A 23,240-nucleotide genomic window follows, 5' to 3' on the forward strand; every position below is an offset into this window, starting at 1 on the left:
CGTCGGTCAAGCTATGTGACCCGGACCACTGGAGATAACGAATGTCCATCCCACTCACAACATCTGAACAGCGTTCGGTTGCCCGCCGTGCATCGGTGGGCAGCTTCGTCGGCGCGGTCGTCGACTGGTACGACTTCTACATTTACGGCATCCTCGCGGCGCTGGTGTTCAATGAGCTGTTCTTCACCGACGCTTCACCAGCGGTTGGAACGTTGGCTGCGTTCGCCACTTTCGGCGTCGGTTTCTTGTTCCGACCGCTGGGCGGGGTGTTTTTCGGTCATTTCGGTGACCGAATCGGTCGGAAGAACATGCTCGTGGTGACGATCCTGACGATGGGTACCGCAACGGTTCTCATCGGACTCTTGCCTACCTACACCCAAATTGGGGTCACGGCACCGTTGCTCTTGACGGTTCTGCGTGCAGTGCAGGGCTTCGCTGTTGGCGGTGAGTGGGGTGGTGCCACGCTCATGGCGGTCGAGAACGCGCCGGCGAAAGCGAAGGCGTTTTACAGCAGTGGGGTTCAGGTCGGTGCGTCGGTCGGCCTGCTTATCGCGACAGCGGCGATTCAGGGTGTTTCGGCCCTGACCACCGATGAGCAGTTCGCTGCCTGGGGGTGGCGTATCCCGTTCTTGGCGAGCGCAGCCGTGGTGGGTATCGGTCTGCTCGTCCGCCTCAAAGCCGAAGAATCGCAGGTATTCCTGGCTGAGGTCGCCGCTCGGCCGCAGGACCATTTGCCGTCTTTCCCATTGTTGAAGGCCATCCGGGCGAACCCGCGCGCGTTCGGCACGATCGTCGGCCTGCGCTTTGTCGAGCTGTTCACGTTCTTCCTAGTGACGACGTTCGCCGTGAGTTATGGATCGGAGCACTTCGGGCTCGACCGTGACGAGCTGCTTACAGTCAACCTTGTCGTCGGTGCTCTTGCCATCGTGACGATTCCTGTTTTCGCACACCTCTCGGACCGGGTCGGACGCCGCAGGGTTTACGTGGCCGCAGGTGTGATCGGCGCGGCAGGTGCGGTGCCGTACTTCATGGCGTTGGAATCCGGGAGGATGTTGTTGATCGTGCCCGCGGCGGTCGTGTTGGTGAACCTGGCGCACGACTTGGCGGTCTCTGTACAGCAGCCGCTTTTCACGGAGATGTTCGGTGCGGCATATCGATACAGCGGGGCGGGTGTCGGCTACCAGCTGGCAAGCGCGATAGGTGGGGGATTTACACCGTTGATCGCCGGTTCGCTGGTCATGCTGGCTGGAGGCGGCTGGCGTTACGTTGCGCTTTACCTGTTGGCGGGATGCCTGGTATCCCTCGCTCTCGCGCTGCGGATAAAGGCCTCGGACTCGCAGAATGCCGCCGTATCGGCTCTCGACGCCACGCCGACGTGAGCGCCGGAACACGCGTTGAAAGAGAGCTAAACCAGGCGCGTCCGAAGGTCGACCGCCACGGCACACCGTCCACAACCGCTGCACTCGAATCTCGTCCACGCTAGCGGTACGGAGGGTGGCTCGCGTCCGATGTGCACGCTCTGGTCTATCCGGCTGATGCACAACGACATTCGCCTAGTAAGTTCCGTCTTGGAGGATGTCCGCTCGACACAGCGACAGCGCTCTCTGACGATCCAATATTCATTCCTGCTGTCCACGGACTACGACTCGGCGCGCATGAGTATGCACGCGACATCCGGGCGATGAGTGCACGGGAAACGAACATGAGGGACTCGGAATCTACAACGGCGTCACAGCGTATCCATGGCGGCATCTTGGTAGTCCACTGCCGACCAGTGGCAATGTCCGATTGGGATCACCAACTCAGCGGGGGATAGTTGGTGCCGAGGCTGCTGTATCAGTATGTGCAGGATTGGGAGAGACATGCAGAAACCGCTCGCTGGCAAGACGGCTATCGTGACGGGGGGTGCACGCGGTATTGGGCGCGCGATCGCTCATCGCCTGCACGATGACGGTGCCGAGGTTGCGATCTGGGACATCGGCATCCACGCACACAGCGCCGAAGGGCTTGACTTCACACCCCGTCACCTCAACGTCGTCGACGTCGCGGATCTTCCATCGGTCGAGGCCGCCTATATCGAAACCAAGTCGGTCATGCGTTCCATCGACATCCTGATCAACAACGCAGGCATCAACGGCCCTGTCGAACCGGTTCAGGACTATCCCATTGATGCTTGGCATAAGGTGCTTGCTGTTGACTTAACGGGTGTCTTCTACTGCACGCGAACGGTATTGAAGGACTTTATCGACCGCGGCTCTGGACGTATCGTCAATATTTCCTCCATGGCGGGAAAAGAGGGGATGCCTGGCATCGCCGCCTATGCCGCGGCGAAAGCAGGTGTCATCGGATTCACCAAGTCCGTAGCACGTGAGCTGGCAAGCACCGGAGTCCTGGTAAACGCAGTCGCCCCGGTGATCGCCGAGACCGATCTGTTCAACGAAATGACGCCCGAGCACATCTCCTCGGCTATGGCGCGAATTCCGATGGGCCGCCCGGTTACGGTCGAGGAAGTCGCCGCGCTGGTCGGTTGGATTGCGGGTCCGGACTGCACTTTCTCGACAGGTTTCACATTCGATATCAGCGGTGGCCGTGCCACCTACTAACCGCCGATTAACGGTGTCACACGACATACCCAAGTAATGCCGGGCGACAGCGCTCGGCGCGCGGTTGTCCGAAGAAGACCACTTCGGTTGCGCGTCAACTGGAAGGAACGTTGCGACGTCGCGCAACGCCGCTGCCGGCGGCTGGTGGTGGACGTCCGTCCGGCGTGCTCAGGGCGATGTCCACAGTGCGGGTCAGCGACGCCAGGTCGGTGTCGAACTGTCGCACTTTTGCAATGCCTGCTACGGTAGGCATGTTGGAACGAACGGTCAAACATACGCGTGCCGTGTGGACACAGATGCCTCCGACCATTGCCGACCGCCAACGCACGATTGATGAGTAATAGAACAACTGAGCGGAGAAAATCTGATGGCTCAGCTACGAACCGTCTGCTCGCGAGGAATGTCGCCGTCATGACGGCGCCCGGCTCGTCGTCGCCCCGGGTTGGTCTCTCAGCCGACGAGGTGCTCACCACCACCCGGGCGGTGCGCAAGCGACTCGACCTGCAGCGCCCCGTCCCTCGGGCGTTGATCGAGGAGTGCGTCGAGATCGCTCGGCAGGCACCCAGTGGTCGCAATCGCCAGCAATGGGATTTGATCTTCGTCGAGGACCCCGTTACCCGGCGTGCGGTGAGCGACGTCTGGCGTCGGGGGCTGCGGACCGAGTTCGCCGACGGATCGACTACCCGGATGCCGTTCGATTCCGATCAATGGGCCGACATCGCCGCCAGCCTGCGCCACCTCGACGCCCATCTGCACGAAGTGCCCGTCCTGGTCATCCCGTGCCTGCGCGTCGATAACCGCACGGTGCTGGACTCCATTCGAGGACAGGCCGGCAACTGGGGGTCGGTTATCCCGGCGTTTTGGAGTTTCATGCTGGCTGCCCGCGAACGCGGGCTCGGAACTGCTTGGACCACTTGTCATCTCAGCTACGAACGCGAGATGGCTGCCGTGCTCGATGTGCCCTTCGACACCGTGGTCCAAGCTGCGCTCAGCCCGCTGGCCTACACCATCGGCAGCAACTTCCGAGCTGCCCCGCGTGCGGACAGCGGCGACTTCATGCACTGGAACAAGTGGTGAGCCACGGTGACGACCGCCGTTGGGGAGTCCATACCGCCGCGGCCACTGGCTGGGGCTCACCGAAGTCGTCACCGACCACCTCCAGGCCCGACTCCAGAAGCTTCTGAACTGGCGTGTATTGGCCCATCTACCTGACCAACCGCGTGACACGGCAGTCTCCCAACGCGCGCATACCGAGAAAGTGCGACCGAAGCGCGGGACTCTTCGAGGAAAGGAACCATCGTGATAAGCGTCAACGATCGTGACCCGCTCGTCGCCCACCAAGCTCGCCACAGGCGGTCAGTGATGGTTGCCGGGCATCGACGACGTGTGGAGCGAGTTGTCATGGCGGCGCTCATCGGCGTCGTGTTCGCCCTTACCGGGTGCGGCTCAGCACCAGCGGACACGCCCGACGGCGGCACCGAATCAACCGCTGCGCCAGAGCAGATCGTGATCCAGCGGCCTGGCCTGTATCCCGAGGGGATCGAATGGGATGTAAAGCGCCAGCGTTTCTTGGTCAGCTCCGCCGCCGACGGGTCGGTGACTGCCGTCCACGACGACGGCACCGTCAACACGATCGACTCCGGTGACGGACTCACCAGCACTCTGGGCACTGTCATCGACGAGCAACGAGACCGGTTGCTCGTCACCGTCGCCGACTTCGCCGCCGTCGACGATCCGAACCGGCCCGGCGAGGCGAAGCTCGCGATTTACGATCTGGCGAGTGGGCGGCGCACACACCTGGCGGACCTCGGTGGGCTTCGACCAGGAGAACGGCATCTCGCCAACGACGTCACCGTCGATCCGGCTGGCAACGCCTACGTCACCGACAGCTTCACTCCGGTGATCTACAAGGTGACCCTGGACGGCCAGCCCAGTGTGGTAGCAGCCGATCCCCGGTTCGGGAGCCCAAAGGGCCTCGGTCTCAATGGCATCGAATACGACCCGCGCGGATATCTTCTCGCTGCCGTCGCAGGTACCGAAAAGCTATTCCGCATCCCGCTGGATGAGCCCGCCAACCTGACCGAGGTTCGGCTTTCCGAACCCATCAGCATTGACGGAATCACCCGTCGATCGGACGGAAACATCGTCGTCGCAGCACCATTCGCACCAGCCGTCATCTCGCTATCCAGCCAGGACGATTGGCAGTCGGCCCGAGTTGTCGGCAACGCGCCCGTCGCCGCTACCGACTCCACCACCAACACCGCGATTCGCGACGGCGCCGTCTACGCGATCAACGCTCACTTTGCGCAGATGCACGGGCCGAAACCGGTCCAGGCGTTCGAAATCTTCCGGGTGAGAACGTAAGCGGTGAGTCCACCGTGAACGACGGGAACTGCATCGTGGGGGCAATGACGTCGTGACGAACCGACCAACATTTGGGCGTACTGTTCGGTGCGCAGCACCGAGCTGGGTGACCCCAGAAGCCAGGCTCGAATCCTCGAAGCCATCAGTGAATACGTCCTTACCGGGCAGGTGTGCCCGATCGTGACGACCCACCTCACTGGTTGACCGTGGACGAATTGAAGACCGCCCATGCGCTCTCGAAAGCCGCCATACCATCGGCAAGATCGTCCGAAACCTGAGCGCGGCAGCTTGACCCGGCCAGCCTGCGACGCTGATCACCTACTGGTTAAACGACTCTGGGTCTGCCGCGTCCAGTTCGGCCATGTCTTGATCGGTCAGCGGAGAGGCTGCACTGGCGAGGTTCTCCGGACGCGCGCCGTCGACGCGGTGCCGGAAATGAGCAGGATGTCCGGGGGCAGTCTGCGTGCCTAGGGTCACGCGCAACCTCTGGTCTTTCTGCAAGGCCCCAGACGGCCGCGAGCACGTCACCGGTGCCGTGCCGCGGTTGACATCAAAGCTAATAGTGTTAGCTTATAACTAACGCCATTAGTCAATCTGAGAGGTTTGCATGACCGAGTTCCTTGCCGTCGAAGGTGGCACCATCGCATACGAGGTGAGGGGCGCCGGCCCGCTGGTCGTGCTCGCGCACGGCATGGGTGACACCCGCGACGCCTACCGGTTCGTCGTGCCGCAGCTCGTCGCGGCCGGCTACCGGGTGGCCACCGCCGACCTGCGCGGCTGCGGCGATTCGAGCGCCAAGTGGCCGTCGTACAGCCGCACCGACATTGCCGGTGACCTGATCGCGCTGATCCAGCACCTGGGCGGCCCGGCCGTGCTCGTCGGGCACTCGATCTCGGGCGGCTCGGCCACTATTGTCGCCGCGCGGGCCCCCGAACTCATCGACGGCATCGTCGAGCTCGCGCCGTTCACGCGCAAGCTAGGGATCAGCCTGAGCGGCCTCCTGAGGGTGAAGCGCTACCGTGCCGGCGCGGTCCGGCTGCTGATGACTGGAATCCTGGGCAGCGCCAACTGGTGGAAAAAGTACCTCGAGGTGTCGTACCCGGGCCGCCGGCCGGCCGACTGGGCCGAACACTTGCGGCTAATCGAGGCTGCCCTAGAGGAGCCGGGCCGGATGAAGGCGATGCAGAAGATGGCGCAATCGGCCCCGACCGACGCGGCCGCCGAGCTCGGCAACGTGCGCTGCCCCGTGCTGATCATCGAAGGTTCGCTCGACCCGGACTGGGTCAACCCGCGGGCCGAGGGCGAGGCGATCGTCGCTGCTATGCCGGCCGGGGCCGCGCGGCTCGAGGTGATCGAGGGCGCCGGACACTACATGCACGCGCAGTACCCGGATGAGACTGTTGCGCTGCTGCGGCACTTCCTCGAGGCGTACACCCGTGCCTAGGGCCGGACTCGATCCGGTAGCGGTGACCCACGCCGCCGCCCGACTCGCCGACGACGTCGGTCTCGCGAACGTGACCATGGGAGCCCTGGCCGAGCGGCTCGGAGTGCGCGCACCGTCGCTCTATAGGCACATCGACTCGCAGGCCGACCTCCACCGCCGGATTGCCCTGCTGGTCGCCGACGAGCTCGGCGACGCGCTTCGTGAGGCGCTGCAGGGGCGCGCCGGTAAGGATGCGCTCGCGGCGGCTGCTCAGACGATAAGGGCGTACGTGGTCAAGCACCCCGGGCGCTATGCGGCGACGGTGCGGCTCGGTGTGACGGGGCCGGATGACCCGCTCGCCGCGGCTTGGACGCGGGTGCTCAACTCGCTGGCCGCGGTGTTGTCCGGATACGACATCGACCCGGCCGACACGATTCATGTCTTGCGGCTATTGCGAAGTTTGTTCCATGGCTTCGCGACGGTCGAGGCTACAGGTGGCTTCGAGATGGACACCGACGTCGACGAAAGCTTCGACTGGATCGTCGACTTCGTGGACCGGGGATTGCATAAGCCCTAGTTACGCGCCACCTCGCCGGCCGCGACGAGCGCTGGCCGGCGGTCACGTCTCCTGTGTCTTCGCCGCTGCTGAGATCGGTCATTTGTCCAGCGGCCTAACTAGTTCGAATGAGAAACACAGCCAGTTGTGCGTAGCGTGCAGTCGCGCCAGACAATGCACCCGACTAGTCGGCGCTTTCGGGATACCGCCGAATGTGGGCTTGCAGTTCCTCGCCGCCACGTCGCGCTGAGATCGAGCACCGGCCTTCGGTGCGCAACGGCGCCCCATCCTCAGAGTGCTCGCAGGCCAACCAGGGTCCTTCTTATCAGTTCGCGTCGTTCGTCGATCGTCATCGAGTCGCCGGGGGTGGCGTGCACCCGCAGATAACCCTGTGTGACCAGGTCGCCGACCAGGAACCGCGTCGCACCGAGCGGCAAAGACAGATGAGCGGCGATCTCCGCGACCGAGCGGCTGTGTACGCAACTCGTCAGGATCTGTCCCCGCACATCATTTCTCGGCCAGCGCGGCGGCTTCGTTGCGGTGCTGAGTGTTTCGACCGGAGCCTCGAGTGGGAGTTCGACACCCGAGTCGGTACGGCCTGCCGTCAGCGTGTATGGCCGGACCAGGCTCGGCTTGTCCGCGGTTTCCGGTTCGGTGAACCAGTCGCCGATCGGTCCGTCCTTGCTTTCCGACTGCTGATGCACCTTATGGTTTTGCAGGAACCACAAGGTCTGGTCGGCGTGCACCGATGCGCGCAAATCGCTGGAGACGACCTTGAGCACGGTGCGGTCGGTGTCGATGACGAATGTGGTCCGTTTGACCGGCAGCAGCCGGGCCAGCAGGCCCCGGCGCCGAGTGTGCCGGCGACGCCGGGCAGGCTCACGCGCGACGACGGATTTACGCAGTTTGGCGAGCCTGCCTCGGCGCACCCCGAACAGCTCGGACACCACGCCGTCCGCGTCGGAGAGCAGCGGATAGTCGAACGAGCGCTGTTGGGCGAAGTGGGCCTGCTTGTCGACGGTGTCGGTGCTGATGCCAACCCGCTGGGCGCCCACCGCGGCGAATTCGCTGCTCAGGTCACGAAAATGGCAAGCCTGGGCGGTACAGACCGGCGAGGACGCTATTGGGTAGAAGAACAGCACAACCGGCCCATCGGAGAGCAGCTCGGACAGTGTCCGAGGCCGACCGGTGTGGTCGTACAGAGTGAAGTCAGGCGCCTTGTCGCCCGCGATCATCGGCAAAGACTAACGCGGGAGGCTCTGCGCGACGCACGACTCGGATAATTCGCTCATCGCCGAACTCCGAGCACCGCGGTGTGCGCCATCGCAGGTGTTTTCCCCGACGACGTTCGCCGAAGATGCGCACACATCGCGTAGCGCGTGAATGAGTTAGGTGTGAATCCGCGCGGACACGGGTACTGGGTGTACAACTGTTCACCGAATGACCGGACGGGGAGGGGAATCATACTGTGGCATCGACGCTGCGTGACTTGGTGAGATGGAGTGTCAAGCCGGCCGAGGATGTCGACACCGCCAACACGCCGAGAATCAACGTGTTGCGAGGTTTGGCGGCCAGGGCGACGACACCGTTACTACCCGACGACTACCTCAAACTGCTCAATCCGCTCTGGACGGCGCGAGAGCTTCGTGGCGAAATCGTCGACGTCCGCAACGAGACGGCGGACTCGGCCACGGTCACGATCAAACCGGGCTGGGGATTCTCCGCCGACTACCGGCCCGGCCAGTACGTCGGCATCGGTCTGCGCGTCGAAGGTCGGTGGCACTGGCGCTCGTACTCTCTGACCTCTGTGCCGGTGCGGGACAAGAAGCTGATAACCATCACCGTCAAGGCCACGCCCGAAGGGTTCCTGTCCTCGCACCTGGTCAACGGGGTCAAACCGGGAACAATCGTTCGCCTCGCGGCGCCTAAGGGAGACTTTGCGTTGCCCGACCCGCCACCGCCGAAGATTCTCTTTGTCAGCGCAGGCAGCGGAATCACCCCACTGATGGCGATGCTGCGCTCTCTGACCGCGCGCGGTCAGTGCCCCGACATCGTCCACCTGCATTCAGCGCCAACCGCGGAGGACGTCATCTTCCACGACGAACTGCGTAATTTGGAGGTCAGCCAATCCGGCTACCGGCTGCACCTTCAATTAACCGAGCAGGACGGCAAGCTCGACTTCAACGAGCTCGATGACGTCGTACCCGATTGGCGAGATCGGCCGACGTGGGCGTGCGGTCCCACACCCATGCTGGACACAGTCGAAGCGTTGTGGGACGCCGCGGGACTTTCCGACGATCTGCACATGGAGCGGTTCACCATTGCCCGCACCGACAAGGGTGGCGAGGGAGGCACCGTGACTTTCGCGATCTCGGACAAGACCATCGAAATCGACGGCGCCACATCGCTTCTGGAGGCCGGCGAAAAGGTCGGAATCCAAATGCCGTTCGGCTGCAGGATGGGCATCTGCCAGACGTGCGTCCTCCCGCTGGAGGACGGCCACGTCAGGGACTTCCGGTCCGGAAACGAACACGGAGCGGGGGACCGAATCAACACCTGCGTGTCCACCGCGTCCGGCAACTGCACGCTGAAAATCTGAGGAGGAACGCCATGGCCATCACCGATATCAAGCAGTACGCACACCTCACGTCCGAGGACGTGGAGGCGTTGGCACGAGAGCTGGACGCCATCAGAACTGACATCGAGGAGTCGCGCGGTGAGCGTGACGCCCGCTATATCCGCAGAGCGATTCAGCTGCAACGCGCCTTGGCGGCCGGCGGCAGGGCCGTCCTCTTCGCGAGCCGCAACAAGGTTGCGTGGGGAGTCGGCACGGCGATGCTCGGCACCGCGAAGATCATCGAGAACATGGAGTTGGGGCACAACATCATTCACGGACAATGGGACTGGATGAACGACCCCGAGATCCACTCCACCGAGTGGGAGTGGGACACCACCTCGCCGAGTGAGCACTGGAAGAAGTCTCACAACTTCATCCATCACAAGTACACGAACGTCGTCGGCCTCGATGACGACATCGGTTACGGCATCATGCGCCTCACCCGTGATCAGCGGTGGGAGAAGTGGATGATCTTCAACCCCATCATCAATCTGACGCTCGGGACGCTGTTCGAATGGGGAGTTGCGGCCCATGGTCTCGAGACGACGAAATTCCGGAAGGGCGAGAAGTCGAAAGGTGAGGTACTCAGAGATCTGAAGATCATCGGCAAGAAGGTCGGCAAGCAGGTCGGCAAGGACTACATCGTGTTCCCCGCTCTGGCGGGACGCAACTGGAAGCACACAATGGGCGCCAACGCCGTTGCTAACCTGATCCGTAACTACTGGTCGTACATGGTGATCTTCTGCGGGCACTTCCCAGACGGCGCGGAGAAGTTCACCAGGGAGGAGTTTGACAACGAAACCCAGGCCGAGTGGTATCTGCGACAGATGCTGGGATCGGCGAACTTTCACGCCGGACCTGTGATGGCGTTCATGAGCGGCAATCTCTGCTACCAAATCGAACATCACCTGTTCCCGGACCTACCGAGCAACCGCTACGCCGAAATCAGCGAGCGGGTGCGGGCGCTATGCGACAAGTACGACCTGCCATACACGACAGGACCGCTGGGCCGCCAGTACATGCAGTCATTCTTGACCATCGCCAAACTCGCCTTGCCCAACAAGCTACTCAAGGCCACCTCCGACAATGCCCCGGAGACGAACTCCGAACTGAAGTTTCGGATCCGTGACGGGATGCGGGAGAGCTTTGGTATCGATCCCGCCACCGGCAGACGCCGCGGACTGCGTACCGCTATGCGCGAGGTGGAGACCGGGTCAATCGCCGTTTCCTGACCCGGGCGCGCTATTTGGTGGTTCCTCGGGTGGAGGTCTGCTCAGCCAATCCCGAAGGCGGACAAGCTGGCTCAGCACCAAGCCCACGCCGAGCAGCAATGCTACCGCGATGACGATGATGGCGGTCAATCGTCACCTCCCTTCGGCATAACTGACTGGATGCCAAATCGCGTAAGCAGCTCAGCCGTGCGGTGCCTCTGAGATCTTCGTGTCTTCCTTGCCGACCGCTTGGCAATAAATCAGGACCGACGCCTTCGTGGCGGTGATCTCCAGATTGGCCGGGTCCTGGCCAGACTTGTCCTTTAGCATCTTGCTGACTTCGTCGTTCTGCTTCTTGTCGTCCTGGGTGAGGAAGTCCTTGCACTTCGTATCGCCGCCGGTGTTGACGATCTCTGAGGCCGAGCATCCGGTCATGGCCGCTGCTACCGCTGATGCAGCCAGGACCGAGTAGACGATTCGCTTCACTGAGGACCTCTCTCGCGCGGGAATGGCAGGAAGTAGATTCACAGAATTCGCAGAGTTGAAACCTGGCCGCGCTTTCGCCGCCTCAGTCTCGCAACTCGCAAATCACCACCGGAATGTCACGATCCGTCCGTTGCTGATAGCCGTCGTAACCCTTGTATGACGCCACGATCTTCGGCCACAGTTCAGCCTTTTCCGCAGCGCTGGCAGTCCGCGCGCGGACTGCGTGCCGTTGCCCGTCGATGACCACAAAAGCGTCGGGGTGCGCCTGGAGATTGCGATACCAGTCAGGGTTGCGGTCATCCCCACCCTTCGATGCGACGAGCACCACCCGCTTTGTGTCGCGTACAGGGGCGGTCAGATAACACGACCGGGGCAAACCCGACTTGCGCCCCGTCGTGTGGAGTTCGACCAACGGCATCCCGAACGGCTTGGCCAAGAGCCTGTTTCCGCTGGCTGTGAGCACCAACCGGTGCCCTAGGTTCATCAGCTTCGCGCTCTGGTCCTTCAACGAATTCCAGTCCACCACAAGTCCTTTCGAGTTCCGGCGCTATTCGCCCCCAAGCGGCGACGCGCAGCTCTTCGGCCCACTCGCTGTAGGGCCGGATCGCGTAAGTGCGCGTGTCCACGGAGCCGCCGAGTTTCTGGATGATCGCGCAGGCCGATGGCGACCAACCGCCGAGGGCCGATCCTCGCACCCTTGCGGCATTCGTCATGGCTGTCAAGCCAAGGCTGGCTTCAGCCGCGACAAGCTGGAGGCGGTTGCACGCAAGCGCTCTCCGCGGGTGCCGACAAAGTAATTCGGTTCAGCCGGGTCACCACCAAGGCGCAGGCGGTTCCGCGGGCAGGCGCTCGATCCAGGTCCACTCGAGTTCCCGGCGGCTGAACTTCCATCCCTCGTCGGTCAGGCCGTATTCATCGTGGTACTGAATCGGAGCCAGAATCACCTCAAGGCTGTCGTCCGCCTTGCGTAGCAGGTGGCGCGCCGTGCAGTACGTTAATCCCGTCGCACGATCGCCGTCGACGTCGACGTCGACGATGTGATTGTGCACAGCGTGGAAGGTCCGCTCGAACATCTGGTTTCCGCTAGGCCCGTATTTGACCTGCTCTCTGCCGCGTAGCGTCACCGATTCGGTCGACCCCGGGGTCGACATGACGAACTCGGCGTCCGGCGTGAATAACGATCCGAACCGTTCGATGTCGGCTGTATCGGAAGCCAGCGCATATTCATCAACCAACGCGCGCAGCGCAATTCGTGTGGAGTCGATCGATTTCGGCTCTGTCATGAGGAGTTCCTTTTCTATCGCTTTTACTAACGAGCCGAAACCACTGTTGCAGTTCGACTTTGGAATCGATGCTGAGATTGCCGTGGTACGACATGCAAGTGGGCCCTGCACGCGACCGACGTGGCGGGGTTATAGTGGCGACCGGTGAGATTCAGATGACACTGTCATCTATTGACACTACAGTTTGAGATGACAATGTCAACAGATGCGTGGATTATGCGGATGGGTGAACGATGAGCCGAATCGAGTCGGCCGCTGTCACGCGCCGCGCCCTGCTCGACCAGGCCGCCGCGCTACTCGACAGCGGAGGCCCCGATGCCGTGACGCTGCGTGAGGTAGGCGCACGTGCCGGCGTGAGCCGCGGTGCGCCCTACCGGCACTTTGCTGACAAGGAGAGCCTGCTCACCACAATCGCTGCCGAGGGTTGGGAGCGCACCGGCGATCACCTACACGCGCTGCAGGCAGACCCGCGACTTCTTCCCGCCGACAGGATGCGAGCGGCGCTCACCGGCATCATCACCATCAGCCGCCGGCAGCCCCACCTGTACCAACTGATGTTCACCACACCAGCAGTGGACTCGACGGCGTTGGTCCGGGCGGCGCAGCGCATGTGCGACGAGTTCCTCGCCATCGTCGCCGCTGTCGTCGGCGAACAGGATGCCGGACGCTACGCGACCGTCCTTCTGACCGGGGTGCACGGTGCCGCAGGTCTGGAATCGAGTGGCCTGCTGCACACCGACAAATGGCACACCACCGCCGAGGAACTCATCGACACGCTCCTGGCGACGATCGTGGACGCCGGTCGACGCCCGTAACTTCCGGCGCCTGGTCGATGACGCGAAAGTGTTGTGGCGCAGAAAGGATCATCGAGGCTGCCGGCCAGCGGTGTGGGCACCGGCACCGTTCGCTGTGTCGATTGGAAGCGGGCGGGGCGGCACCGGCGTGGACACGACTATCGACGTCACGGTCTGCCCATAGATCAGAAACCGGTCGAGCACGTCTTCCAGCCCGGCGATCGTCGCAGCGTGCACTTTGACCAGGAAGCAGTCCTCGCCGGTGATCCGGTGGCATTCAGTGACCTGAGAGAGCCCCTCGGCCACCTCGACGATGCGTCCCAATTGTCCTGCGGTCGGCCGGATCCGCGCGAACGCCATCACGGGATAACCCAGCGCGCCGGGATCGACGTCCATGCGGAAGCCGGTGATGACCCCCGTGGAACGCAGCCGCTGTACCCGCTCGCTCACAGCCGGAGACGACAGGCCGACCTGGCGACCCAGCGCGGCCATGGTGATTCGCGGGTCGTTGTGCAAGGCGATCAGCACTCGCCGATTGATGTCGTCCAGCAGTTCGCCATTAGTAAAGCCAGAAGCTTCAGTCACAAAACAATCTAAGGCGATCGGGGCCGATTACCTCAAGTCCGCCATGTTCAGCCGCGTTCACGCCACGCAAGATCAGATGGTGCTCGATGACACGACACCGGCGGCCGCCCGCCAAGGCCGATTTGCCCGCGCAGTTGCCAGGCTGCCGCCCTCGTCGTACTTCCTTACCAGCGCGGTATTCCACTACCTGGGACCCTCGCTGGCCGTGCTGCTGTTCACCCATGTGGCGGTGTTGGGGGTGGCGTGGATGCGGGTGGCCGCAGCCGCGGTGGTGTTCTGCGTCTGGCGCCGACCATGGCGAATCATCCTGCGCGCGAGCATGCCTCAGCGCCGACTTTATCTCGCGCTTGGGGTGGTGCTGGCCGCGATGAACTGCCTGTTCTACCTGGCGGTCGACCGGCTGCCGCTATCCACCGTGGGAGCCATCGAGTTCCTCGGCACCATCGCACTGGCCGCCGCTGGCAGCCGCACCAAACGCAACTCGGCGGCCCTGGTGGTGGCGGTGGCAGGCGTCTTCGTGCTGACCGACATCCGCCTGGTATCCGAGCCGCTCGGCTTCGTCTTCGCCTTCGGAAATTGCGTGGGCTTCATGCTGTATGTGGTGCTCGGACACCGGATCGCTACCACCACCACCGACGGGTCCACCAACGACGACCCGATCGGCGGGCAGATGACCGGTATCGACCAGCTGGGTGCCTCGATGCTCATCGCCGCCCTCGTCGCCACACCGTTCACGGTCGGATTCGCCGCCCCCGCCTTCGCCCATCCCGTCTGGCTGGCATGGGGGATCGGCGTCGGGATTTGCTCCTCGGTCGTCCCATACATCACCGACCAGCTGGCGATGGCACGCCTGCCCCGCGCCCGGTTCGCCATGATGCTTGCGTTACTACCCGCCGCCGCCACCGTCATCGGACTGGTCGTGCTCGCACAGGCGCCCACCTGGCGAGACCTCACCGGCATCGGCCTTGTCATGCTCGGCCTTGCCCTCCGCAAAGACGCGACCTGACCCCGGACGGATACAACCGCGTCTTCTACGCCAAAGAGATTGACGCGCAATAGCAGGTCAACTGCATTTTCCTCGCCACTTCGATGTTCCGGCCGTTGGTTGCGTACACGCAGAGTGCGTGGGTCATCGCCGTGCAGTGACGGAGTTACCTGCCAGCTCACCCTGGACTATTGCCGACTAACAGGGTATCCAGCCGATATGGATGGCATCGGCGCTGGCAACGTGCACACAGTTCTCGCCGATGCCGACGGCACCGCGTATCGGTCGTTGCGACACCGGCCGGTGACCCGGGCGCAGCGCTATGCCCTTGGCAAGAGTCTGCGAAAGCGGGTGCCGCGCAAATCGCTAGCCGACTGGACGGCGCCTTCTGATCGTCCCGACCCTGTGGACCTGATCAACGTCAGTCACCAGGGCAGGGTCGACCGGCTGATCCCCATCCGGGTCGGTCGCATGGTCGACTCGCCGTACGGCTTCTTGCGCGGTACCGCGGTGGTGATGGCTGAGGACGTCGCGCATCTGCCCGCAACGGGGATCACACCGGTGGTGTGTGGTGACTCGCACTTCGGCAACTTCGGGTTCTACGCATCTCCCGAGCTGGATCTGGTGATCGACCTCAACGACTTCGACGAGGCGCACCCAGGCTGCTGGGAGTGGGACCTGCGGCGGTTGGCCGCCAGTATCTGGGTCGCCGGGCGCCACAACGGGACGTCGGAGGACCACTGCGGCAACGCGGTGCGGTCCTGTGTGAGCTCGTATCGTCACGAACTGCGGCGTCTCGCCGATCTGCCGTTGTTCACAAGGTCTTTCGTTCGGCTTGATGTCGACAGGCTGGCAGCCGAGACGGCGGGCCCGCTCAGTGAAGAGGTCGTGCGGTCGGCGAAGCGGGCGCGACACCGCACCGGCGACCGGGCGCTGCCGCGCTTCACCCATGAGGTGGATGGCGAGCGGAGGATTGTCGAGGAGCCACCTCTGATCACGCGGCTTCCTGCACGTGAAGCGGAGTTACTGGCGCAGGCACTCGACGAATATCTTGAAACGCTGCCCTCGTACTGGCGACGCGTTCTCGGTGGCTACACGTTGGTCGATGTTGCCCACAAGGTCGTCGGGGTGGGAAGTGTCGGCCTGCGCGCCTATGTGGCGCTGCTGGAGGGTTCATCGGAATCCGACGTTGTTTTCCTGCAGCTCAAGCAAGCTCGCCGATCAGTGCTCGGGCGCTACGTGCACGGCGAATCGGCATGGCACGCGCACCAGGGGCAGAGGGTGGTGGAATACCAACAGTCACTGCAGACGGTGAGCGACCCACTACTGGGGTGGACCACGATGGACGGCCTGCAATACTACGTGCGGCAGTTCCGAAACATGAAGGGCCGCATACCTTTAGATGCGATCGATGCCGCCGCGCTGGCCGATTACGCCGGAGTGGTCGGCCAGTTGCTCGCGAAGGGGCACGCCAGAACCAGCGGCGCATCGATGATCGCCGGGTACATGGGCAGCTCCGACCGGGTCGACAGGGCACTGTGCAAGTTCGCGCGGCGCTACGCCGATCAGACCGAAGCCGACCACGCCGCACTGGTCGGCGCCGTCGACCGCGGACTGCTGCCCGTCGAGCGCGGGGTCTAGCAAGGACGACAGCACCGCCGACTGACGAGGGTTGACGTCTGCCCTTCAGCTCAGGGCCTTTGGGCCCTAATGAACCGCCGTTTCCGCGCCCACGATGGACGGAACACCGCCATCCGGATGCCAGAGGAGACGGCTATGGACACTTTCGGGACCCAGACGCGGCGCAGATGGTTGGCCGCCGCCTTGGGCCGCAACCCACTTGTGCGCCGCAGCGATCGTATCGAGGCATGGTCATTCGTGGTGGCGGCGCTGATTTTGGCGGTGGCGACTCCGATCATCTGTGCCTTCGGGACATCGTTGCAGGACAGCCGCTCTCGAACTTATGCAGAAGAAGCGATGCATCGACACATGGCGACGGCGACCGCGATCGAAGAAGGCCAACTGATGATCGGGCCCAGCCATATTTGGTATACCGCGAAGGCCCAGTGGGGAGCTGCCAATGGGCGACATGTGGGAGTTGTGAGGTGGCCCGACAGCGTGAAGGTCGGTGATCAGCAGCGTATCTGGGTCGACGACGACGGCCGGCTCGCGCAGCCACCCAAGCCGCCCAGTCGTGCGGCGGTTGACGCCTTGGCAATCGCGATAGGGGTCTGGTTCGGAGTGTTGGATGCTCTCGCAGGAACGTGGTACGCCATCCGGCGGCGGCTCGACACGCGGCGTCTCGCGCAATGGGATGTGGAGGTCAGCGGCCTCTTCACGAGCGATGACCAGAGGAAGTCTCAATAACTGGCCGGGACTTCGCGTTGTGCCAAACCGGCAAGGTTTTCAAGCCGCAATGAACGCATCTATTTCGCAAATGAAGGAGAGTGCAGAATGTCCACTCCGACAACACATCGCGGCATCATTGTCGGCGTCGACGGTTCCCCGCCGTCGGAGGTCGCTGTCGACTGGGCGGCACGAGAAGCTTCGATGCGCAACCTTCCGCTCACCATCCTCTATGCCGCTCCGGCGGCCATGGTGCCAGCTGAAATACCCATCCCTGCGAGTCTCGCCGAGCGGGTGGAAGAGCACGGGCATGAGGTGCTGCGTGGCGCGCGAAACATCGCCGAGGATGCTACTGAAGGGGCGGGCCCGATCCATATTGAGACCGAGATCGTCAACGCCGCGGTATTGCCCACACTGATCGATCGATCAAAAGATGCAGACATGATCGTGGTGGGCTCCCGCGGGCTTGGAGCTATCGCGCGCCGGCTGCTCGGCTCTGTCAGTTCGGGGCTCATCCACCACGCCCACTGTCCGGTCGCTGTCATCCACGATGAGGATCCGAAGGCGCCGCGGCCGGCCAAGGCTCCGGTAGTGGTCGGTATCGATAGTTCACCGGCTTCCGAGCAGGCGACGGCGATCGCCTTCGAGGAGGCCTCGCGCCGAGCCGTTGATCTCGTCGCGGTCCACGCCTGGAGCGACTTCTCGGCCTTCGAGGAGTTACCCCCCGGCGCTTGGGATCAACTCGAGACGGCTGCGAAGGAGACGCTTGATGAACGGCTGGCTGCGTGGCAGCAGCGCTATCCCGACGTCTGCGTGCGCCATGTCGTTTCATTGGACAAACCCGCCCATCAGTTGCTGGAGCAGTCGAAGTCCGCGCAGTTGACGGTGGTTGGCAGCCACGGTCGCGGTGGGTTTGCGGGGATGTTGCTTGGCTCGGTCAGCTCAGCCGTCGCGCAATCAGCGCGCGTGCCCGTGATCGTCGCTCGACAGTCCTGAGGATTTTGCCGGACGGGCGCTGAACGTGAAGTAGGAGGTTATCGATGAAGGCGAAGACCGGCGATTGGTTGGTGATGAAGGGCCTGACCATAGATCGACCCGAACACCGCGGTCTCATCACCGAGGTGCACTCAGACGATGGGTCACCGCCGTACGTGGTGCATTGGCTCGACAGCGGCCGCATTACAACCGTCTTCCCAGGGCCTGACGCGATAGTCGTCACCGCGGCTGAGCAGCAGACGGCGGACGCGCGCGCGAACCGTCGGCTCAACACCCTCCGGTCTGCGAAGGCCCGGGATCAGTCATGACGCGCTATACAAAGCACCGAGTTTCGTTTGATTCGGCCGGATCAACGATCGCCGCGGTGATGTACCTACCGACTTCAACGGCCCCGACGATGCCCTGTGTGGTTCTTGCCCACGGATTCTCGGGAACGATGGATTGGATCGTCCCGGAGTTCGCAGCGAGATTCGCCGATGGTGGCTTGGCGGCCTTGATCTTCGACTACCGATTCCTCGGTGAGAGTGAGGGAGAACCCCGGCAACTGATCATCAGTTCGAGGCAGCGCGATGACTTGCGCCGCGCCGTTGATTATGTTCGTTCACGAACGGACATCGACGCGAGCCGGGTCGCGCTGTGGGGCACATCGCTCGGCGGCAACCATGTCTTGACGCTGGCGCAGGAAGATCCCACGATCGCCGCGGTCGTCGCCAACGTGCCGGCCGTCGATATGTTCTCAGGGATCCGTGGCCGTTATGTTCCCCCGCACATGCGCATGCCGATGCGGAAAATCGTCGGTGCAACGATGCGCCTGCTTGGCGCAGCGATCCTCGATCAGGCGCGAGGCGCGCTTGGGTTGGCGCCGTTCTACATCGAGGTATTTGGCCGCCTCGGCCACGCCGCCTTCAGCGATCCCGACCTCACTGACCTGTTCGCCGCGGTGGAGCAAAATGCGCCCTCCTGGCGCAACCGGGTGACTCCGCGATTCCTCCTCACCGCACCCCGCTATCGCGACGGTTCATTCGGCCGGATCGCGGCACCGCTGATGGTGACGGTCGCCCGCGACGACGAAGTGATGTCTACCAGTTTCATCAAGGAAAAAGTGGCGCAGGCTCCGCATCACCAGATTCGGGAGTATCCAGTGAGGCATTTCGACATGTACCACGGCGCTGTGCGAGACGAGGTGGCGGCAGACCACCTTGCCTTCCTGCAACTGCACCTGATGGACCAAGGGTGTTGCAGTGATCGCGAGCCGAATGGCCTGCGCTCGATTACTTTTGGCCCTGACGCCAACGATGCACCACGGCGTAGGACTAAGACGTGACCAACCGGACTGACTTACCGCAAACCATCGACGTGGACGTGGCCACGCACGGTCGACTGCCGAATGACGCGGCCGAGTATGCGCGAAGCAAGGTCGCCGACCTCGGCAGGTTCACCCACCGACCGTTGGCGCACGCCCGAGTGCGACTGACCCGACATTCCGATCCGGCCGTCGAAAGGCCCATCGTCGCGCAGGCCAACGTGGACATGGACGGCCGTCTGGTCCGTGCGCAGGCCGACGGCGCGACCGCGCATGAAGCGATCGATCAACTCGAGGCGAGGCTACGGCGAAACATCGCACGGGCCGCCGATCACTGGGAGGCGCGGCGCGGCCAACGACCCCGTCCGCCTGAGTGGCGACATCAGTCCGAGCCCACCCAACGACAGAATTACTTCCCGAGACCCGCCGCCGAGCGTCGGATCGTCCGTCGCAAATCGTTCACCCTGAAGCCATGCACGGTCGATGTAGCGGCACTGGAAATGGATCTGCTCGACTACGACTTCCACCTCTTCACCGAGGAACGCACCGGCATCGCCACGGTCCTTTACCGGGGCGGGCAAACCGGCTATCGCCTCGCTCAAGTGGCGCCCACTTCTGCAGATGAACTGGCCCCGTTCGCCCTGCCCGCCACCATCAGCCCGCAACCGGTGCCGTGCCTCACCGTCGGAGAGGCGAAAGAACGCCTCGGTCTCCTCGACCTACCGTTCCTGTTCTACGTAGATGCCGCCGAGGGTCGCGCCAGCGTGCTGTACCACCGCTACGACGGGCACTACGGACTGATCACTCCCGCAGGTGAGGAATCGGCCGTTCGCGCACCCTCCGAGACGGGAGAACAGTCATGACAGGCAGCGAACTGCACAGGTCGGTAGTGGTCGGCATCGACGGTTCCGAGATTGCCGTCCGGACGGCGGAGTGGGCCGTCGATGAAGCGGTCAGCCGAAACGTGCCGCTACGCCTGGTCTACGTCACCAAGGTCACCCACCCCTCCTTCGAGGAGTACGAGCAGGAGATGAAGACGGCCGAGGCGGCGCTGCGCGCGGCGCAATCGGCAGTTGAGGCCCTCGGACAGCCGGTCAAGGTCGAAACCGTAATCGAGCCAGGACTTCCCGGCGTGACACTCGTCACCGAGTCCAGGGACGCCGACTTGCTGTGTGTCGGCTCCGTGGGGATAGGGCGCTATGCGCGAGCGGTGCTGGGGTCGACCGCGACAGAAGTGGCCGAACACGCGCTCTGTCCGGTGGTGATCATCCGGACGGCGCGCAATCGTCCGGAATCCGATATCAATTGGGTGGTCGTGACCCTAAATGACTTGCCGGAGAATGCGGAAGTAGTGGAGCAAGCATTGCGGGAGGCCAGCCTGCGGAAGGCCCCCGTTCTCGCGGTGGCCGTGCAGTCGCGGGGCAACGATCACGAGCTCGAGCGCCGAGTCGATGAATTAAGGCGTCGCCATCCCGATCTACACGTCTATCCAGTCGCCACCGATGACGACATCGCCCACTTCCTCGAAGACAACGACGAACGCGTTCAGCTCACCGTCATCGGCCCGCCAGACGTGGGCGAACTGGCGCGCATTGTCGGCCCGCACGGCCATCCGCTGTTTCGGCACGCCGAGTCCTCGGTGCTTGTGGTGCGCTGAAAAGCCGTTGCACCACAGGTGCTTTACGCTCCGCTTCGGGGCTAGAGATCTGACTTGTTGATGATGTCCAACGCCGCCTCGAGATGCTTCTCGCCCTGCTGCAGATCGGATGAGAACTCACCCCCGTAGCTATTCATGGATCCGGCGATGACCGATAGGCACATGTGGGAGGCGTTGTGGATGTCCTGTATCGCCGCGGCGATTTCGGCTGTCAGGTCCGGGTCGGGAGAGGGCAGATGTGCCTGGAGCTTCACCTGCGCCGTGTCGTGCAGCTGCTGACACGTGTCCTCGATCTGGTTTGGGTCCACCTGTTTATCCACCGCCCGATTCGCGGTGGCCAGGGTGTCTTTCAGCTCCTCGAAGTCCCCTTGAGCCGTTGACCACCACTGTCGCACCGCCGCACCCTCGACGTCTTTCGGTGCGGACGATGTGTCGCCTTTGGAACCGCTCACCAGGACGAAACCGACGGTGCCCGCGACGACGAGAAGAAGTGCCGCGGCGACACCGGCGCCGACGACGATCCACCGCCGTCGGTTCATGCGTTCGTTTTCTGCCGACGTCGGAACAATCAAGGCGTCACAGACCTGACAGAGTTGTTGGTCTGCCGGATTGTGGTGTCCGTTGGGACAAATCAACATGGTGCCCCGCGCTAACTGCGAACCACTAAGACTGGACATTTCGCCGCTTCCGCGACGGCCGTGCTCACCGAGCCGAGAAGCATGCCGGCAAATCCCCCGCGGCCGCGGCTTCCGAGGACTACCAGCGCAGAATGCTGCGACTCGTCGACGAGCCAACGCGCAGGCCGGTCACATACGATTCGCCGCCGAATGTGGACGTCCGGATATTGCTCCTGCCAACCTGCCAGACGCTCGGCGAGCACCTCGTTTCCCAGGTCTTCGTACTCGTGCCAATCCATGCCAAGCACGGGGGTGATGCCGACGTCACTCCATGCGTGCAAGGCAACCAAATCAACCCCACGCCGCGACGCTTCTTCGAACGCCAACGCGGTGGCCGACTCGGAGGCAGGTGAGCCGTCGATACCGACCAGCACAGGCAAAGTGGGATCTGCGGCAACGGTTTCGTTGGCGTGGACGACCGCGACGGGGCAATGGGCGTGATGGAGCAACGTCCGACTTATCGATCCGAGCACCGATCCACTGATCGCGCCGAGGCCTCGGCTACCGGCGACAATCATTTCCGCCTGCCTGGACGCACTCACGAGGCCCGGGGCGACATAGTCATGCACCACCCGAGCCTTGAGGCCCGGAAGCTTCGCGTCACCGACCTCGGCCTGAAATATTTTCTGCGCCTGTTCGATGGCCTGCTGAGCGTTCTCCTCCTGCGACTCAGCGAAACTCGATCGAAGGTATCCGACCGGCCACGTGACAACGACCGGAGCGACGACATGCACGAGCGTGACGTCCGCCTCGCGCATCACAGCCTCGCGGGCCGCCCACCGCACGGCGGCGTCCGACTCAGCCGATCCGTCAACAGCGACCATGATGCCGTGTTTGGACATTGCATACTCCTTGCCCAGATGTTGGGGCGTTTACTTTTTGGGGTTGCGAACTGTGATGTACGTGGTCAGGACCGCCATCACGGCGAAGACTATTGCGATCAACACGGCTGCCGTTGGCCAGTCCATGATCTGAATCCCTCCACGCGTCCCGCTCGGCGCTTCGCCGCCGTTGTGATGGATCAGACGTTACGTACGGCGGGACTTGTTAAGGAGGGTCGTAAGTCCCTGGGTGTGATGGCAGTAGTCCCCGCGCTCAGCCGCGTTGCGCCGAGTGCTGATCGACGTAGCGAACGACGTCGGTCAGGGTTCGCAGTCCGGCATAGTCCGATTCTGGAATGTCGATGTTCAGCCGCTTGTGTATTCCGATCAGGAAGTTCAGCCAGTCCATCGAGTCGAGATCCACTTGATCGCGCAACAATCCATCGTCGCGGATATCGTCGGGTTCCACCTCGGGCGCGATAGTCGTCAACACGGAGAGGACTTGGTCACGGATCTCGTTCGAGTGCATCATT

General features: G+C 63.1%; 25 protein-coding genes and 1 pseudogene. 17 read left to right on the plus strand and 9 right to left on the minus strand.

Annotated elements, in window-relative coordinates; translation table 11 throughout:
• Window positions 1-41 precede the first annotated feature (41 nt).
• From shiA to D6M19_RS06755, 6 genes are all read left to right on the plus strand, one after another.
• Window positions 42-1,379: a shikimate transporter gene (shiA, locus tag D6M19_RS06730; protein WP_123024396.1), complete on the plus strand. Its 1,338-nt coding sequence runs from the start codon at window positions 42-44 to the stop codon at window positions 1,377-1,379.
• A gap of 483 nt (window positions 1,380-1,862) precedes the next feature.
• Window positions 1,863-2,603, plus strand: coding sequence for an SDR family NAD(P)-dependent oxidoreductase (locus D6M19_RS06735; RefSeq protein WP_123024397.1), 741 nt, complete (start codon window positions 1,863-1,865; stop codon window positions 2,601-2,603).
• 411 nt (window positions 2,604-3,014) lie between these two features.
• Complete coding sequence (locus tag D6M19_RS06740) at window positions 3,015-3,680, plus strand: nitroreductase family protein (RefSeq protein ID WP_123024398.1); 666 nt, start codon at window positions 3,015-3,017, stop codon at window positions 3,678-3,680.
• 324 nt (window positions 3,681-4,004) lie between these two features.
• Complete coding sequence (locus D6M19_RS06745; protein WP_164478367.1) at window positions 4,005-4,967, plus strand: SMP-30/gluconolactonase/LRE family protein; 963 nt, start codon at window positions 4,005-4,007, stop codon at window positions 4,965-4,967.
• A gap of 607 nt (window positions 4,968-5,574) precedes the next feature.
• Window positions 5,575-6,411 carry an alpha/beta fold hydrolase gene (locus D6M19_RS06750; protein ID WP_123024400.1) on the plus strand — a complete coding sequence of 279 codons (837 nt, stop codon included), beginning with the start codon at window positions 5,575-5,577 and terminating at the stop codon, window positions 6,409-6,411.
• Window positions 6,404-6,967, plus strand: a complete 564-nt coding sequence (locus tag D6M19_RS06755; protein WP_123024401.1) for a TetR/AcrR family transcriptional regulator — start codon at window positions 6,404-6,406, stop codon at window positions 6,965-6,967. The genes D6M19_RS06750 and D6M19_RS06755 overlap by 8 nt, the downstream gene beginning before the upstream one ends.
• Before the next feature lie 269 nt (window positions 6,968-7,236).
• Here D6M19_RS06755 and D6M19_RS34760 read toward each other — a convergent pair whose 3' ends face one another.
• Together D6M19_RS34760 and D6M19_RS34765 are read right to left on the minus strand one after the other, a co-directional pair.
• Window positions 7,237-7,650: a DUF742 domain-containing protein gene (locus D6M19_RS34760; protein ID WP_327389782.1), complete on the minus strand. Its 414-nt coding sequence runs from the start codon at window positions 7,648-7,650 to the stop codon at window positions 7,237-7,239.
• Window positions 7,651-8,181: pseudogene (locus D6M19_RS34765) on the minus strand (peroxiredoxin); the annotation flags it as partial.
• 257 nt (window positions 8,182-8,438) lie between these two features.
• On the opposite strand from D6M19_RS34765, the gene D6M19_RS06765 reads away from it, so the two are divergent.
• Window positions 8,439-9,545, plus strand: a complete 1,107-nt coding sequence (locus tag D6M19_RS06765; protein ID WP_234834742.1) for a ferredoxin reductase — start codon at window positions 8,439-8,441, stop codon at window positions 9,543-9,545.
• An 11-nt stretch (window positions 9,546-9,556) separates the two neighbouring features.
• Window positions 9,557-10,795, plus strand: a complete 1,239-nt coding sequence (locus D6M19_RS06770; RefSeq protein ID WP_123024404.1) for a fatty acid desaturase family protein — start codon at window positions 9,557-9,559, stop codon at window positions 10,793-10,795.
• Window positions 10,796-10,975: 180 nt separating this feature from the next.
• On the opposite strand, the gene D6M19_RS06775 is transcribed toward D6M19_RS06770, so the two are convergent.
• From D6M19_RS06775 to D6M19_RS06785, 3 genes are all read right to left on the minus strand, one after another.
• Window positions 10,976-11,209, minus strand: coding sequence for a hypothetical protein (locus tag D6M19_RS06775; RefSeq protein WP_123024405.1), 234 nt, complete (start codon window positions 11,207-11,209; stop codon window positions 10,976-10,978).
• Window positions 11,210-11,342: 133 nt separating this feature from the next.
• Window positions 11,343-11,744, minus strand: a complete 402-nt coding sequence (locus tag D6M19_RS06780) for a nitroreductase family deazaflavin-dependent oxidoreductase (RefSeq protein WP_164478377.1) — start codon at window positions 11,742-11,744, stop codon at window positions 11,343-11,345.
• 328 nt (window positions 11,745-12,072) lie between these two features.
• Window positions 12,073-12,543, minus strand: a complete 471-nt coding sequence (locus D6M19_RS06785; RefSeq protein ID WP_123024407.1) for a nuclear transport factor 2 family protein — start codon at window positions 12,541-12,543, stop codon at window positions 12,073-12,075.
• A gap of 233 nt (window positions 12,544-12,776) precedes the next feature.
• On the opposite strand from D6M19_RS06785, the gene D6M19_RS06790 reads away from it, so the two are divergent.
• Window positions 12,777-13,358 (plus strand): TetR/AcrR family transcriptional regulator, encoded by a 582-nt coding sequence (locus D6M19_RS06790; RefSeq protein ID WP_123024408.1) that lies wholly within the window; start codon window positions 12,777-12,779, stop codon window positions 13,356-13,358.
• A 48-nt stretch (window positions 13,359-13,406) separates the two neighbouring features.
• Here the strand turns inward: D6M19_RS06790 and D6M19_RS06800 are convergent, their stop codons facing one another.
• Window positions 13,407-13,922 carry an Lrp/AsnC family transcriptional regulator gene (locus D6M19_RS06800; RefSeq protein ID WP_234834728.1) on the minus strand — a complete coding sequence of 172 codons (516 nt, stop codon included), beginning with the start codon at window positions 13,920-13,922 and terminating at the stop codon, window positions 13,407-13,409.
• Window positions 13,923-14,001: 79 nt separating this feature from the next.
• Here D6M19_RS06800 and D6M19_RS06805 point away from each other — a divergent pair, with 79 nt between their 5' ends.
• From D6M19_RS06805 to D6M19_RS06840, 8 genes are all read left to right on the plus strand, one after another.
• Complete coding sequence (locus D6M19_RS06805) at window positions 14,002-14,928, plus strand: EamA family transporter (RefSeq protein ID WP_234834729.1); 927 nt, start codon at window positions 14,002-14,004, stop codon at window positions 14,926-14,928.
• A 198-nt stretch (window positions 14,929-15,126) separates the two neighbouring features.
• Window positions 15,127-16,548 (plus strand): DUF2252 domain-containing protein, encoded by a 1,422-nt coding sequence (locus tag D6M19_RS06810; RefSeq protein ID WP_123024410.1) that lies wholly within the window; start codon window positions 15,127-15,129, stop codon window positions 16,546-16,548.
• A 183-nt stretch (window positions 16,549-16,731) separates the two neighbouring features.
• Window positions 16,732-17,274, plus strand: a complete 543-nt coding sequence (locus D6M19_RS06815; protein ID WP_206428467.1) for an Rv1733c family protein — start codon at window positions 16,732-16,734, stop codon at window positions 17,272-17,274.
• 87 nt (window positions 17,275-17,361) lie between these two features.
• On the plus strand, window positions 17,362-18,249 hold the full coding sequence (locus D6M19_RS06820; protein ID WP_123024412.1) for a universal stress protein: 888 nt from the start codon (window positions 17,362-17,364) through the stop codon (window positions 18,247-18,249).
• Between the two features lie 44 nt (window positions 18,250-18,293).
• Window positions 18,294-18,557 carry a DUF1918 domain-containing protein gene (locus D6M19_RS06825; RefSeq protein WP_123024413.1) on the plus strand — a complete coding sequence of 88 codons (264 nt, stop codon included), beginning with the start codon at window positions 18,294-18,296 and terminating at the stop codon, window positions 18,555-18,557.
• On the plus strand, window positions 18,554-19,573 hold the full coding sequence (locus D6M19_RS06830) for an alpha/beta fold hydrolase (protein ID WP_123024414.1): 1,020 nt from the start codon (window positions 18,554-18,556) through the stop codon (window positions 19,571-19,573). Before D6M19_RS06825 ends, D6M19_RS06830 begins: the two co-directional genes overlap by 4 nt.
• Entirely contained in the window at window positions 19,570-20,415 is an 846-nt protein-coding gene (locus D6M19_RS06835) for a ribosome hibernation promotion factor (RefSeq protein ID WP_123024415.1), read from the plus strand. The genes D6M19_RS06830 and D6M19_RS06835 overlap by 4 nt, the downstream gene beginning before the upstream one ends.
• Window positions 20,412-21,209 carry a universal stress protein gene (locus tag D6M19_RS06840; RefSeq protein ID WP_123024416.1) on the plus strand — a complete coding sequence of 266 codons (798 nt, stop codon included), beginning with the start codon at window positions 20,412-20,414 and terminating at the stop codon, window positions 21,207-21,209. Before D6M19_RS06835 ends, D6M19_RS06840 begins: the two co-directional genes overlap by 4 nt.
• Window positions 21,210-21,250: 41 nt before the next feature.
• Here the strand turns inward: D6M19_RS06840 and D6M19_RS06845 are convergent, their stop codons facing one another.
• The 3 genes from D6M19_RS06845 to D6M19_RS06855 form a co-directional block, all read right to left on the minus strand.
• Complete coding sequence (locus D6M19_RS06845; RefSeq protein WP_123024417.1) at window positions 21,251-21,748, minus strand: hypothetical protein; 498 nt, start codon at window positions 21,746-21,748, stop codon at window positions 21,251-21,253.
• A gap of 110 nt (window positions 21,749-21,858) precedes the next feature.
• Window positions 21,859-22,728: a universal stress protein gene (locus tag D6M19_RS06850; RefSeq protein WP_123024418.1), complete on the minus strand. Its 870-nt coding sequence runs from the start codon at window positions 22,726-22,728 to the stop codon at window positions 21,859-21,861.
• A 253-nt stretch (window positions 22,729-22,981) separates the two neighbouring features.
• Window positions 22,982-23,236 (minus strand): acyl carrier protein, encoded by a 255-nt coding sequence (locus tag D6M19_RS06855; protein WP_206428472.1) that lies wholly within the window; start codon window positions 23,234-23,236, stop codon window positions 22,982-22,984.
• Between the last annotated feature and the right edge of the window lie 4 nt (window positions 23,237-23,240).

It is taken from the genome of Mycolicibacterium stellerae (assembly GCF_003719305.1).
Lineage (GTDB): Bacteria > Actinomycetota > Actinomycetes > Mycobacteriales > Mycobacteriaceae > Mycobacterium > Mycobacterium stellerae.